This is a genomic window from Pseudomonas anatoliensis (assembly GCF_017976235.1).
In the GTDB taxonomy this organism is placed as follows: domain Bacteria; phylum Pseudomonadota; class Gammaproteobacteria; order Pseudomonadales; family Pseudomonadaceae; genus Aquipseudomonas; species Aquipseudomonas anatoliensis.
On the sequence record NZ_JACVHC010000003.1, the window covers coordinates 215,565 to 229,258 of the forward strand.

Sequence of the window (13,694 nt, forward strand, 5' to 3'; positions counted from 1 at the left end):
GGAGCCGGTGGGTTGAGATTCAGAGTTTTGTATTGGGCCGTGCTCTTGACGAACCTCAGGGGTGTGCATGAGCTAACTCCTGTTCGCATCCTTGGTTGAGACTGAGGTTTCGCCGTGATGACTGTGACCACCGTGGTGGTGCCCGAAAAAATGCATCAACGGGCACAACAGCAAAATCATATAAGGAAGTAAACCCAGCATATGGCCGTAGTGTTCTCTTGCCAGATAGAACAGCACGATCACCAGCAGCATACCCACCGCTATGCCGGGTTTGCTCCTCCAAAATGTTGGAGAGGTGTTAGCGGAATGTGGCGAATTCATCATGGTTCTGTACTCCTGAGGGAGTGCGGTTTAGTGATACGTCGTAAAGGTGCAACGGGCGGCAGTTTTACCCTTGGCATATTGGCTAAAGTAAAACCGTCGCTGCATTGCCTACAGGCTTGTGCGCGTCACTTGCTCATCGGCATGTTCATCATGCTCGTTTGCTGATCCATCATTTTCATCATCATGTTCATCATTCCCATTTCCATGCCGTCTTTGTTGCCGTCCATGCCCTTGCCATGACAGTTCTTATGCATCATGGCCATGCTGTCCTTCATCGTCTTCATGCTCTCCTGCATGGCGGCGTGTCGCTCGGCAGGGGTCTTGGCGGCGGCTGCCTTGTCGTGTGCAGCCTGCATTTTTTGCATTTGCTCGGTCATGACGTTGTTTTGCATCGGCGTAGCTGCTTCGCTTGTCTTGGCGGGCGCGGTCTGCCCCTCCGGGTGATGCTCATCGACTGCCGAGGCGATAAGTGGGCTGCTCACGAGCAGGGTGGCGAGGATCAATTTCATTGTGGGATGCATGGCAATCTCCAAAGGGTCAGGACAACTCAGGTAATACCAAGCCGCGCCAGGTTGGCGCAGTCAGACAGTGCGCCGAAGATCGGCGCGCGGAAGGTCGGATTAATCGTTAAAACGGACGAAAATCAGGCGGGCAGGAGGTCTGGCCGGTACAGGGCGCCGTAATGCAAGAAAGGCAAAAGCGGACGGATTGGCGGGATACAAAATCAGCAACGCTGGGATAAGGAGCAGAAGCGTCCAACTGAACAGGTCAAATATTTGAAGATGGAGCGAAGGACTTACAGCTATTGCCGTATCGGCGCAGTGCTGAAGGCAACCGAGGGCATGGGCGTCGTGGCTATCTTGATCTTGCGTGGTGATCAGCGAGACATGAGTTGTAGCCGGATTGTGGCTGGGCTGTGCCAGACATCCCTGGGTCGCTGCCAGACCAAACGCTAACACCCACAGCACGATGGCGAGGCGTATGAACGTTGGTTGACGATGGCGAAACCAGAGCATGGAGAATCTCCGGTACTGATTAGCGGATTTTGATTTTTCAACATACGCCACATTGAAGTGCCACGGTTGATCTACATCAATTTATGCAGCCGGCTGTCGGTTCTGTGGTGCGGGCAAATTTTATGACGCCCGTCGATCAGTCAGATGTTGAGTTTCTCCGTGTGCTGTCAAAAGTGTAATCACCAGCTAAGCGTGCTGACAGGTGCGTCCCCTCATCATCCTCATCGAGCTGACGCTCAAACTCTCTGGTTTCATCGAGAGTCAATTCCTTGAAGGAGACGCACTATGAAAGCAACCAACGTTGTGATTCTTACACTCAGTTTGGCTATATCGTCCCTGGCCTTTGCCGAAGGTGGCGGCGACCGTGCGCTTGAGCGCATGGAGCGAGCTCGCGAGACGGCAATGGCCACCACCAAACCCGTCTCACAAGCGCAAGTGCAAGAGGATATTGCACAGGAAAAGCCCACGGCTGAAGAGCAGAAGCATCAATGCTGAGCCGCCCAGCTTACGGAAATGTAATCACCCCGTTTGCTGGCTTATGGCATCTTCCGATGTATCAAGCGCACTAGCTATCCAAAGCGTGAACCCTCGGGAACACGCCAGCGTGCGTGCACCTGACATCCGACTGACGGGACATGAATCGGTATGCATTCCAAAACTTCTCGGCGCACCTTTGTGAAAGGTCTCACCGCAGGCGGGATTCTCGGTGGCTTAGGCCTCTGGCATACCCCTATTTGGGCGGCCCGTAGCTTGGGCGAGACTAATGTCCTGTCAGGTACAGAGTTCGACCTCTTTATTGGAGAGACACCGGTAAATATCACTGGGAATGCCCGGACAGCCATGACAATCAATGGTGGGATTCCGGGGCCTCAGCTGCGCTGGCGTGAGGGCGATACCGTGACCTTGCGGGTCAAGAACCGCCTCAAGGATATGACATCAATCCACTGGCACGGGATTATCCTCCCCGCGAATATGGACGGCGTGCCGGGCCTTAGCTTCCATGGGATCGAGCCTAACGGCACGTATGTCTATCAATTCAAGGTCAAGCAGAACGGAACGTACTGGTATCACAGTCATTCCGGCTTCCAAGAGCAGGTAGGTGTGTACGGCCCGCTGGTAATCGAAGCAAAAGAGCCCGAGCCTTTTGAGTACGACCGTGACCACGTGGTGATGCTCACCGACTGGACGGATGAAGATCCTGTCTCGCTGATGAAAACTCTGAAGAAGCAGGCTGATTACTACAACACCCACAAGCGGACAGTCGGTGACTTTATCCAGGACGTAGCGGACAAAGGTTGGTCAGCTACCGTCGCTGATCGCCAGATGTGGGCCGAGATGAAGATGAATCCCACTGACATTGCAGACGTCAGTGGCGCGACCTACACCTACCTGATGAACGGCCTCGCTCCCGATTCCAACTGGACGGGCACTTTCAAACGTGGCGAAAAGATTAGATTGAGATTCATCAATGGGTCGGCCATGTCCTACTTTGATGTCCGTATTCCGGGCTTGAAGATGACCGTCGTAGCCGCCGATGGCCTGTATGTGAAGCCTGTGACCGTGGAAGAGTTCAGGATCGCCACAGCTGAGACATTCGATGTGATCGTTGAACCGACTCAGGACGCTTACACGCTGTTCGCGCAGTCGATGGATCGGTCGGGGTACGCCAGAGGCACCTTGGCCGTCCGGCCCGGTATGGCTGCCCCAGTACCTGAACTTGACCATCGTCCTCTCGTCACCATGGCCGACATGGGTATGGCCGGTATGGATCATGGCGCGATGGGTGGTATGGGCGACATGGCTGGAATGGATCACAGCAAGATGGCCGGTGCGCAAGACAGCTCAATGCAGGGTATGTCGGGGATGGATGGCGGCGACATGAAAGGTATGAATCATGGCGCTACGCAAGACATGCCTGGCATGGACAACATGGCCGGAATGGATCACAGCAAAATGTCCATGGGTAGCATGGGAGAAATGCAGCAGCACCCGGCCTCAGAGTTCAACAATCCTCTCGTCGACATGCAGGCCATGTCAACGTCGCCAAAGCTTGATGATCCTGGCATGGGCCTTCGGGAGAATGGCCGAAAGGTACTGACGTACTCTGACCTAAAGAGCACATTTGAAGATCCGGATGGCCGTGAGCCAAGTCGAACCATCGAATTGCATTTGACCGGTCATATGGAGAAGTTTTCCTGGTCTTTCAACGGCGTGAAGTTTTCGGACGCCGAGCCATTAAAGCTGAAATATGGCGAGCGAGTCCGCATCGTTCTCGTCAACGACACGATGATGACCCATCCCATCCACTTGCACGGCATGTGGAGCGACCTTGAAGACGAAAACGGGCAATTCCTTGTCCGCAAACACACCATCGATATGCCGCCAGGTTCAAAGCGCAGCTACCGAGTGACAGCCGATGCGCTGGGACGCTGGGCCTACCACTGCCATCTCCTGTACCACATGGAAATGGGTATGTTCCGCGAAGTGCGTGTAGAGGAATAAGGAGCCGACTATGAGCAAATTCTTTTGCGGGACTCGCATGCATTCAGCTGTATTCACGATTGCTCTCACCGCTGGTTTTATCTTGCCTGTAGCCGCTGAACCGGGCCACGGCACGGAAGACGGGCAGATGCAGACAATGGATCACGGACAGATGCCGGGCATGGATCACAGCAAAATGCAGGGCATGGATCACAGCCAGATGCCGGGTATGGATCATAGCCAGATGCAGGGCATGGATCACAGCCAAATGGAGGGTATGCAGCCCGCCAAGCAGCAGGCCCAGACCCAAAGCCGGACTCCGATACCGGCCCTAACTGATGCTGATAGAGCCGCAGTCTATAACGCTCCTGGTGGTCACGAAGTCCATGACACTGCCCTCAACTCATTTTTTATATTTGAGAAGCTGGAATGGCAGGACGCTGATGATGGAAGCGCGCTTAACTGGGAGGCCCAAGGTTGGATAGGAGGAGACGTTGATCGCCTATGGTTGCGCTCCGAAGGCGAGCGCACCAACGGGAAGACTGAAGAAGCTGAGGTTCAAGCTCTTTGGGGCCACTCCATTAGCCCTTGGTGGGATCTGGTCGGCGGCGTTCGCCAAGACTTCAAGCCGGGCGACCCTCAAACGTGGGCGGCTTTCGGCATCCAAGGTATGGCGCTCTATAATTTCGAGGCCCAGGCTACTGCTTATCTGGGTGAAGGTGGCCAGACCGCTGCTCGGCTGGAAGGGGACTACGACATTCTCCTGACCAATAAGCTGATTTTACAACCGACGGCAGAATTAAATTTCTATGGCAAAAACGATCCCAAACGTGGAGTTGGCTCAGGGCTGTCTGAGAGTGAGATTGGTCTGCGGCTCCGCTACGAAATCCGCCCAGAGTTCGCACCTTACATCGGTGTGACTTGGAATCGGGCTTATGGAAAGACCGCTGACTACGCCCGCGATGAAGGCGAAGACAGTAACGAAGCACGCCTGGTGCTCGGTGTCCGGGTGTGGTTCTAAATCAAACTTAGCGGCAACAATAATTATCTAACCTCATTACAACAGCTACGCGCTGTGAGGAGCCTTGCATGTCAGTATTTAAATCCTGTGTTGTGGCCGTCGCTCTTTCTTCCAGCCTTCTGCTCAGCGCAGTTGCCCAGGCTCACCCCAAACTGCTGTCTTCGACTCCAGCTGAAGGCGAGAGCGGCTCGGCTCCTGCGAAGATCGAACTGCATTTTTCCGAAAACCTGGTGACCCAGTTCTCCGGGGCCAAGTTGGTCATGACGGAAATGCCTGGTATGTCTCACTCCCCTATGCCCATGAAAGCTAGCGTCGCAGGAAGCAGCGATCCAAAAACAATGATCCTAACCCCAGCTGCCCCCCTCACCGCTGGCACCTACAAAGTCGAATGGCGAGCGGTCTCCTCCGATACCCATCCGATTACCGGCAGCGTAACGTTCAAAGTGAAATAAGTATGAGCGACTCATTAAATGTGGTGCTGCGATTCGCGCTCTACTTAGACCTGATGCTCCTGTTCGGCCTAGCAGTCTTCGGGCTTTACAGCTTTCGGGGAAAAGAGCGCGTCTCAGGCGCGGTGTTGCATTTTGGGTCGCTACTACCTGGCATCGCTGCTGTTGGTGTGTTTTTGTCGATAGCCACCTTCATCGTCATGGCAAAAAATATGAGCGGCGCATCCGACTGGGCGGAGCTGCAACCTCATCTGGAAATGATGTTGTACGAGACTGAGATTGGCTATAGCTGGATGACGCGCGTGATCTCGCTGGCAGCGGTGATTTTTGTCGCAAGTCAGAGCACGCGATGGCCAACAGGGAGCCTCTGGGTTGCGACCTTGGCAGGCGGCATCGCTTTGTCTACGCTCGCGTGGACAGGTCATGGGGCGATGGACGAAGGTACTCAGCGATTCTGGCACTTTGCAGCTGATATTCTGCATCTCCTCGCCGCTGGCGGCTGGATCGGAGCTCTCGCGGCCTTTAGTCTCATGTTGAGGATTAAAGGGGCTTATTCGGAGCAACTCGTTAGAGTGCTGTCACGAGCGCTTAAAGGATTCGAAACAGCGGGCGGTTTTATTGTTGGCACAATCATAGTTACTGGCGTCGCTAATTATCTCTTCATTGTCGGGCCGACAGTGATCGAACTCGTAACTAGCACCTATGGCATTCTTCTGATGATTAAAGTCCTGCTTTTCGCCGGCATGATTGGACTTGCTACCCTCAATCGTTTCTACCTGAGTCCCTCACTAGAGCGCGCTCTAGAAGCAGGGGATTACTGGTTGGCAGCAACTGCTTTGAAGAAAAGTGTCTTGATCGAAGCGACCTGTGCTGTCGTCATCGTTTGCTTGGTGGCTTGGCTAGGAACATTGAGCCCCTCAATCGAGATGGCTCAAGGGTGATCCAGGAGATCCGAGCGACCCCGAGGGTACTCAGATCTTGACATCGACTATCGGCTGATCGGGTAGTCAGCGACCACCTCTTGCGCACCTGCCTTGGTGAGCCCCAGGACTTGATAAGGTTGATGAGTCTGGCCGTAGTCCATACCAGGAGAACCTGCCGGCATGCCTGGCACTGCAATTCCTGCGAGGTCTGAACGCTCCTTCAGCTTCTTGATTTCATCCGCTGGGACATGACCCTCCACGAATTTGCCGTCGATTACAGCCGTATGGCATGAAGCGAGTCCCTGTGGCACGCCCAAGTTCTGCTTGATAGCGCTCATGTTGGTTTCCACGTGGTCGACCACCTTGAATCCATTCGATTCGAGGTGCTTGACCCACTCCTTGCAGCATCCGCAGTTCGCGTCACGATGCACATCGATTGTGAGCGGATCAGCTGCCTGCGCGACACCACAAATCATCAAGGCCACGGCGAGCGATAGCTTTCGTTTGAACATTCGATGTACCCCGTAGCGTTTTAGTATGCGGTTGCTCTGCAAGCCCTAGTCTTGGCCAGCAGTCGTGCTTCCGCAGTGGATGGAGGTAGGTTAAGCGCAAAAAGCTCAGATCGCTGATTACATTTTTGTAAGCCGCCTGCCAGCCGCTGTCATCGGACGCCGGCCTATCATGAATGGAAGGTATGTGTTGGCTGTTGAGGCAATTACATTTACGTAACCTTGCGCACAGTTGTCAGATTGGTAGCACACTAGAACACCGCAAACCGGAGCCTGGGCATGAAACTCTTGGTCGCAGAAGACGAACCCAAAATCGGAATGTACCTACAGCAGGGCCTCGTGGAGGCAGGTTTCAGTGTCGACCGGGTTGTGACGGGGACAGAGGCGCTACATCAAGCGCTGAGCGAGACCTACGATCTCCTGATTCTGGACGTGATGATGCCGGGCGTTGATGGCTGGGAAGTCATCCGGGGTGTACGTGCATCCGGGAGCTCAGTCCCTGTGCTTTTTCTAACGGCCAGGGATGGAGTCGATGATCGGGTCAAAGGTTTGGAGTTGGGCGCGGACGACTATCTAGTTAAACCCTTCGCATTTTCCGAGTTACTAGCTCGCGTCAGAAGCTTGCTTCGACGTGGATCCGCCGTGCCCAACCAGACATCTATCAAGATCGGGGATTTGGAGGTCGACCTATTAAAGCGCCGTGCCTCACGCTCAGGTCGACGTATTGACCTTACCGCAAAGGAATTTTCACTCTTAGAACTCCTCATGCGCCGCAGGGGAGAAGTCTTGCCAAAATCACTGATTGCATCGCAGGTTTGGGATATGAACTTCGACAGTGATACCAACGTGATCGAAGTAGCGATTCGCCGGCTCCGGGCCAAAATCGATGATGATTTCGACACCAAGCTGATTCAGACGACGAGGGGAATGGGCTACATGCTAGACGCTCCTGACACAGAATGAAGCGAGCATCTCTTACCCTTCGTCTGAGCATGATGTTCGTCTGTGCAGTCGTTGCCGTGCTGGTTGTAGCTGGCTTTACCTTCGATGCGTTCAGTCGTCACCACTTTAAAGGCCTCGACCGTCAACTCATGATGGAAAAGCTCGAATCCATTCGGCAAATCATGGATGGCGAAGCTGGCTCCGTAGACTCTTCAGAGGTGGTGTTGCAACTGCAAGCCCTGCTAGGTGCCCATCAGGAGCTTTCAGCATCGATTGTCACCAAAGGTGGAAGGACGATCTTCGCTACCCCCAACGGCGCTGCGCAACCTCCTGCTGCCGTTCATGAGGCAGTGGAGGACATGTCGGAGTGGACTGCTGGCGGCCATATGTACAGAGGCATGAGGGCACAAGTTCATTTAGTGAATGAAACTGAGCCACTAACCGCATGGTTGAGTATGGATATCACCAGTCACATGCACTTCGTTGAAACTTTGCGTTGGTGGCTGGTCATTGGGCTGGCTATCAGCGCTCTGGTCAGCGCAGCGTTAGGGTGGCTGGTGGCGCGCAGCGGGTTAAAGCCGGTCGCACAGGTGACGCAAGTCGCGGCCTCAATGTCAGCAGGTTCGCTGAAAGAACGCATCCCGATGGACTCGGTGCCTCGTGAGCTTGAAAGCCTTGTCTCTTCTTTCAACGCCATGCTTGCTCGCCTTGAAGAGTCTTTTGTTCGGCTATCCAACTTTTCAGCCGATATTGCGCACGAGCTACGAACCCCTATTAGCAATCTGCGTACACACACCGAAGTCATCCTTTCAAAGAAACGTGCACCGGACACTTATGAAGAGAATCTCTATTCCAACCTGGAGGATCTGAACCGACTCTCCAGCATTATTGACGGCATGCTTTTCTTAGCAAAATCGGACAACGGTCTGGTTCTACCTGCCAAAGAGAAAGTCGAGTTGCGTTCGGTGGTCGAAAAACTTTTCGAGTATTACCAGTTGCTGGCAGAAGACACTGAAGTAAAGCTACAAGTCTCCGGACACGGCGCGGTCTATGGTGACGGTACGATGTTGGATAGGATGATCTCGAATTTACTTTCTAATGCGCTCAGGTATACCCCTCCTGACTGCACTGTCTCCGTAAAAATCGAGTCGTTGGGTCGCATGATCAGCGTGTCAGTGACGAATCCCGGAGAGGAGATAGCAGCAGAGCATCTGCCCCGCCTGTTTGACCGCTTTTACAGAGCTGATCCCGCACGTAGAGATGGTGCTACAAACAATGCTGGGCTAGGTTTGGCAATCGTCAAATCATTGGTTGACGCCCATGACGGCACCGTCGGATGCGTCTCCAGAGACGGCCATACGACCTTTGTGATCCGCTTACCTGCGTGGCCTGCTGACTAAGAATAAAAGAAAGCTCGGGCGCCCCTTCTTGGTGGAACTAGGCCGCATTGCGGCCTTGTTTATTTATGGCGTCACTCATGTGCATGACCCTGCTCGGCGCTCTCGGAGGTTGCGTTTTTCTCACCACCACCGCATCCCGTCACCTGTGGATTCTCTTACCGCTCTTGCTTCGAGCCAGCGAAATGCATCATGGAGTACGCCAGCTCTCTTGCATGATTGTAAGTAATTGCTGTCTTGCTAACAGCAATCGATGACCATCGATCTGACTGGATGGTTACCTGCATGACCCAGACATCGACCATAGCAAGCCGAACGCAGCCTGGACTGCCAGCACTGCCGGTTAGCCATGAAGAGCTCCTTCGCATGAGTGTGTTTGGCGTTCAGCGCGTTCGTGCTGCCGTTATGCTGCGCGCAAGGTGAAGGGGGGTCACCTATGCAAAGTCTGAGTGCTGAGAGATGTTAATGGTCTCAATACCATCATCTACATCTTGGACTGCTTAAGGCTGTTGACCAGATGTCATGATTACACCGAGAACAACCTGCCCGTTGGGCCTCCGCAATGTGCTCAGAGAAACCGCAATTTACGCAACAGTACAGAGCCGTTGCAGGCGCAGTCTCAAACTCGGCACGATGCTCTAATGGAAGGACGGACAGCCCAGGGCGCAGATCTTTCTGTTCGAAAAAATAAAGGCTGACGTCGCCGTCGGTCTCAACGAGCCCAAGCCTTACTTGTCCGAGATGCTCAACCCCTTGCTGTCGTAACTCCATCAACAATTCGTTAGATGAGATGTTCAACGTTTCTAAAGACTTGAGCTCGTAGAGACCGTCACGAATGACCGTTACCGGAAGCCCATCCATCCAGGCTTCGAATTTTTTGCTTTTCGTCATCACCAAGACGGTAAGCCGGTATAGAAGCAGGAGCGTGAGAAATACTACGGCGACGGGTAGCAGCGGAACGTCATGGTAGAAGGACACGTCTCCTGCTGCGGAGCCTAATGTCAAAATCACGACCAGCTCAAAAAGTGATAGCTGTCTGATCCCTCGTCGACCGCTGGATTTCAAAAAAAGAAACACTGCTAGGAACGCGAAAGTGGCCCTGAAACCCACCTCCAGTAAAAACGTTAAGGGAAATTCGTCTATGAGCATCCGCTGGATATCGAAAGGCGACATCGTGACCTCGGTTTTATTTTCAGAGTAAACGACGGATCGAATCAGCCTTTGGTTTCAAAAGCTGATGTCGAAGTATTCAGCGGGTAATCGGACTTTGCGGGCGGTTACGACATGAAGCGGATTTATCAAAAGCCCGCGCCATACCACGCACTGCTACGTTGAGCTGTCTCGCCAGGTGACATCGGTAATGCCGTATTTTTCGGCTTGAGGTTTGGACACCATTTTCAGTGGCGGACGACCAAGTCTGGGAATGGGAGCTACGCCCGCATCACAACTAGCCCAATGCCATGCATCGGCGTTTTGCATCGCTTTGCTACGGATGATGAAGGACTTCGGCACACCATGAAGCTTGTAGTTGATGACGAATAGATTGTTTTCCATGACTTACTCCGTCTGCTCTTAGCTAACGGAGTCATCGGGAGCGGAAAAATTCAAAAAATTCAGACACTTCACCGCCGTATTGATTTCACTGTTATTGAAGATGCATGCCTCATTCGCTAAGCACCAGCCATGTTCTGCCTGGCCTAACGATTTCGAAGCCAGGCTCAGCGTTTGCTTATCGGTTTACCGGGCTGCAAAAGCTCCGCAACTGCCGCCACCAATTCATCCAGTGACCAAGGTTTGTGCAGGTAAATGGTGTGAGCTGGCACTGCGGTGCCCTCGATCAGATAACCCGAGGTAAGGATTGCAGCGATGTGAGGCCACCTGCCTTTAACCATTTCTATGAACTCGATGCCTTGGACTTGTCCGGGGACGCCATGATCGGCGATCACTAAGGCACATTCACCATGTGCTTCGAGCAGGTAGGTCAACGCATCATCCGCCGTCGCGAATGGGACAGTCTTTGCGCCAATCTCATCCATGATATCGGTCATGAGCGACTGCAGGGTTGGGTCGTCCTCAATGACGATGACCTCACCGCGAATCGGCAGCAATCCTTCCCAATTTACGTTCAAACAATCCTCCTCCAACCAGAGAAACCGGCCAAACAAACGGAACGGTTGCATGATTGTAAGGGAGAATATCGCATCTGCCGTGAACGCGCTTGGAGCACGCGGGACACTCGACTCTGGACAATCTTGATGAGGCACGCGCGGCCCTTAGAATTCGGGAGAGGGTTCCTCAAGGGCGGGAGGATGGCATAGGTAATTTCGTCGGCGGGACGTCCGCAGCGGAGGGCATGGCTGAATGGGCGATCCCCCGCCAGTTGGACGAGGTAATGTGCTACCGGCGCCAGATCATGACAATGTTTGGGTGGCAGTGATTGGCATACAACGCCAAACAAGCATCGCCGCAACCATTGCGCGTTGGTGGCTCAGCTAAACTGGCTGCAAATAACATCTTCACCAGTCAAAGGAGTTGAGTTCGTCGATCTTCGCAACCATCAGACAATGGACTGTTTGACGCATTTTACGAGCTGAAGGAGGCATCGTGGTTTGTTCGCCGCGTTCCGGGGTGCTCAGAAGCTGGGGGCGAACGCTTTGATCTTTCTTTAGATGTACGGTATGAAGATTGCTCTGTTAATCCCACCGCCAATTTGACGACGCATACATGACGCTCTCCTTACCGATCTACTCAAGGCTGACACCTAAAGCGTTGTCCCTTTCGCTAATAGGTTTCATTCTTCTAGTCTGCTTATCGTTGATCCTTGCTACTGCTTGGCAGATGGTGCAGTCGTCCGGTGAGCGAGTAGACGCGGCCAAAATAACTGTTTCGAACATCGTACTTGCCGCTGAACAGCAGGCCCGTGACACGATGCTGCAGGCCGACAATACCTTGCGAGATCTTGCTGAGCGTGTAGCGCACGATGGAAGTGGCCCTGATCAACGGGAGCGGTTGGCGAAGCTGATGAGCCGCCAGGTGAATGATATTGAAGGCGTTCAGGGGCTTTTCATCTTCGATGCACAAGGCAATTGGGTTGCCAATTCGTTTTCCGAAGGCTTGCAAACCAAAAACAACAGCGACAGAGCGTACTTCCTTTATCACCGTGAGCATGATGACCAGTCCATCCACATTGGTTCGATAGTGGAAAGTCGAACGACAGGGGATATGGTGATCCCTATCAGTCGGCGTATCGAAACAGCCGATGGAGCCTTTGCAGGGGTTGCGTTAGCCACGGTTCCGGTTTCATATTTCCAAAGCTTTTTCAAACGTATGGACGTTGATGACGAGGGAGTAATCTTCTTAGCACTCGATAACGGCGAGCTACTTGCCCGACGCCCCACAGTCGCAGCATTGATGACGACCAATCTTTCAAAAGGTGAGATTTTTAGCCGCTACTTACCCCAGAGCGATAGCGGTACTGCAGTTATCAAATCCATTGTAGATGGCATTGAGCGGATCTACGGTTATCGTCGCCTGGCTGGGCTGCCTATCGTCGCAGCAGCCGGAGTGTCGTACGAGCATGTATTTGCTCCTTGGTGGTCATATGTTTACCAATCGATTGCATTGGTAGGTTCCATCATATTGGCATTGGCTTTTTTAGGTAGCTTGCTATATCGACAGATCCAACAGCTGCTAATTGCAGAGCGTGAGCTAAAAGTAATCCGAAAAGAGCTAGAGGTGATAGCCCATACAGATGGTCTCACTTCTCTAGCCAACAGGAGGAGTTTTGATCTTGCTTTAGATAAAGAATGGAAACGTGCCACGAGAAATAAGACAAGCATATCCCTAATCCTTTTAGATATAGATTTATTCAAACAATATAATGACCATTACGGCCATCTGAGCGGCGATGATTGCCTTGTGCACGTAGCAAACCTTATTTCGGCCAACGTCAACAGACCAGGCGATATCGCTGCTCGGTACGGTGGAGAAGAGTTTGTAGTTCTGCTTCCGGACACTGAGCTTGCAGGCGGGGTCATGGTCGCAGAAAATATTAGGCATTCCTTGTTGAACGCAAACATTCAGCATTCAGCGAGCCCCTTCGGCATAGTTACTATAAGCTCAGGTGTGGTCTCGACTTCAAAAACAGGAGAGGAGAATCAAAAAGATTTTCTGATGAAAGCTGACCGCTTGCTATACGGCTCTAAGTCTCAAGGACGGAATAGAGTAGGAAGTTGAATTGCCTAACCATCCCGAGCATCACTCAGCATTTATTCTGAAAGATCTCTAAGTTCGCTGACGAGGAGTGGAAGCCAGGGACTGATGGATCAAGGTCGCGCGAGTCAGCTGAGGCTGGACTCTTGAAGACTGAGCAAAGGATGCATTGCGAGAAACCATTTCGTTACGCAGCTCGCGTATTAAGTTCGCCAAGGCACGGCTTGACGTGAGGTTTGTACGTGAGATTCCGGTTACCAGAAGATCTACACGGCCTGACGCAGAGTCAAACACTTTGACCATGAGCGACCCGTCTGGATTAACGGTACACGTGCATGAAAGTGGTAAAAATCCGCATTCGATTATGTGGCGCAGTTCAAGCGGAGAAATCATAAGCGTCTTCCTTGATGCTCTGTCTGT

General features: G+C 52.8%; 16 protein-coding genes. 8 read left to right on the top strand and 8 right to left on the bottom strand.

What is annotated here, in order from left to right; all coding sequences use genetic code 11:
* Window positions 1-72: 72 nt before the first annotated feature.
* The 3 genes from ICA16_RS28170 to ICA16_RS10405 all read right to left on the bottom strand — a co-directional run bounded on the left by ICA16_RS28170 (window position 73) and on the right by ICA16_RS10405 (window position 1,340).
* The gene (locus tag ICA16_RS28170) at window positions 73-324 is read right to left on the bottom strand and encodes a DUF2933 domain-containing protein (protein ID WP_228734163.1); all 252 of its coding nucleotides are present in this window, start codon (window positions 322-324) and stop codon (window positions 73-75) included.
* Between the two features lie 125 nt (window positions 325-449).
* Window positions 450-845, bottom strand: coding sequence for a hypothetical protein (locus tag ICA16_RS10400; protein WP_210700549.1), 396 nt, complete (start codon window positions 843-845; stop codon window positions 450-452).
* Window positions 846-944: 99 nt separating this feature from the next.
* On the bottom strand, window positions 945-1,340 hold the full coding sequence (locus ICA16_RS10405) for a hypothetical protein (protein ID WP_210700550.1): 396 nt from the start codon (window positions 1,338-1,340) through the stop codon (window positions 945-947).
* A 285-nt stretch (window positions 1,341-1,625) separates the two neighbouring features.
* On the opposite strand from ICA16_RS10405, the gene ICA16_RS10410 reads away from it, so the two are divergent.
* The 5 genes from ICA16_RS10410 to copD all read left to right on the top strand — a co-directional run bounded on the left by ICA16_RS10410 (window position 1,626) and on the right by copD (window position 6,232).
* Complete coding sequence (locus ICA16_RS10410; protein WP_210700551.1) at window positions 1,626-1,835, top strand: co-regulatory protein PtrA N-terminal domain-containing protein; 210 nt, start codon at window positions 1,626-1,628, stop codon at window positions 1,833-1,835.
* Window positions 1,836-1,985: 150 nt separating this feature from the next.
* Window positions 1,986-3,842: a copper resistance system multicopper oxidase gene (locus ICA16_RS10415; RefSeq protein WP_210700552.1), complete on the top strand. Its 1,857-nt coding sequence runs from the start codon at window positions 1,986-1,988 to the stop codon at window positions 3,840-3,842.
* Window positions 3,843-3,852: 10 nt separating this feature from the next.
* Window positions 3,853-4,842, top strand: a complete 990-nt coding sequence (locus tag ICA16_RS10420; protein ID WP_210700553.1) for a copper resistance protein B — start codon at window positions 3,853-3,855, stop codon at window positions 4,840-4,842.
* A 68-nt stretch (window positions 4,843-4,910) separates the two neighbouring features.
* Entirely contained in the window at window positions 4,911-5,294 is a 384-nt protein-coding gene (copC, locus tag ICA16_RS10425; RefSeq protein WP_210700554.1) for a copper homeostasis periplasmic binding protein CopC, read from the top strand.
* A 2-nt stretch (window positions 5,295-5,296) separates the two neighbouring features.
* Window positions 5,297-6,232, top strand: a complete 936-nt coding sequence (gene copD / locus ICA16_RS10430) for a copper homeostasis membrane protein CopD (protein ID WP_210700555.1) — start codon at window positions 5,297-5,299, stop codon at window positions 6,230-6,232.
* Between the two features lie 47 nt (window positions 6,233-6,279).
* Here copD and ICA16_RS10435 read toward each other — a convergent pair whose 3' ends face one another.
* Window positions 6,280-6,726, bottom strand: a complete 447-nt coding sequence (locus tag ICA16_RS10435; RefSeq protein ID WP_210700556.1) for a DUF411 domain-containing protein — start codon at window positions 6,724-6,726, stop codon at window positions 6,280-6,282.
* Between the two features lie 276 nt (window positions 6,727-7,002).
* On the opposite strand from ICA16_RS10435, the gene ICA16_RS10440 reads away from it, so the two are divergent.
* Together ICA16_RS10440 and ICA16_RS10445 are read left to right on the top strand one after the other, a co-directional pair.
* A complete protein-coding gene (locus ICA16_RS10440) occupies window positions 7,003-7,686 on the top strand; it encodes a heavy metal response regulator transcription factor (protein ID WP_210700557.1) in 684 nt (227 codons plus the stop codon).
* Window positions 7,683-9,065 (top strand): heavy metal sensor histidine kinase, encoded by a 1,383-nt coding sequence (locus tag ICA16_RS10445; protein WP_210700558.1) that lies wholly within the window; start codon window positions 7,683-7,685, stop codon window positions 9,063-9,065. The genes ICA16_RS10440 and ICA16_RS10445 overlap by 4 nt, the downstream gene beginning before the upstream one ends.
* Before the next feature lie 477 nt (window positions 9,066-9,542).
* Here the strand turns inward: ICA16_RS10445 and ICA16_RS10450 are convergent, their stop codons facing one another.
* The 3 genes from ICA16_RS10450 to ICA16_RS10460 all read right to left on the bottom strand — a co-directional run bounded on the left by ICA16_RS10450 (window position 9,543) and on the right by ICA16_RS10460 (window position 11,191).
* Window positions 9,543-10,235: a DUF421 domain-containing protein gene (locus tag ICA16_RS10450; RefSeq protein ID WP_210700559.1), complete on the bottom strand. Its 693-nt coding sequence runs from the start codon at window positions 10,233-10,235 to the stop codon at window positions 9,543-9,545.
* Window positions 10,236-10,388: 153 nt separating this feature from the next.
* On the bottom strand, window positions 10,389-10,616 hold the full coding sequence (locus tag ICA16_RS10455; protein ID WP_210700560.1) for a DUF6555 family protein: 228 nt from the start codon (window positions 10,614-10,616) through the stop codon (window positions 10,389-10,391).
* A 164-nt stretch (window positions 10,617-10,780) separates the two neighbouring features.
* Window positions 10,781-11,191, bottom strand: a complete 411-nt coding sequence (locus ICA16_RS10460) for a response regulator (RefSeq protein WP_210700561.1) — start codon at window positions 11,189-11,191, stop codon at window positions 10,781-10,783.
* A gap of 595 nt (window positions 11,192-11,786) precedes the next feature.
* Between ICA16_RS10460 and ICA16_RS10465 the strand changes: the two genes are divergently transcribed.
* On the top strand, window positions 11,787-13,298 hold the full coding sequence (locus ICA16_RS10465) for a sensor domain-containing diguanylate cyclase (protein WP_210700562.1): 1,512 nt from the start codon (window positions 11,787-11,789) through the stop codon (window positions 13,296-13,298).
* A 48-nt stretch (window positions 13,299-13,346) separates the two neighbouring features.
* Here ICA16_RS10465 and ICA16_RS10470 read toward each other — a convergent pair whose 3' ends face one another.
* Window positions 13,347-13,667, bottom strand: a complete 321-nt coding sequence (locus ICA16_RS10470; RefSeq protein ID WP_210700563.1) for a DUF1652 domain-containing protein — start codon at window positions 13,665-13,667, stop codon at window positions 13,347-13,349.
* Between the last annotated feature and the right edge of the window lie 27 nt (window positions 13,668-13,694).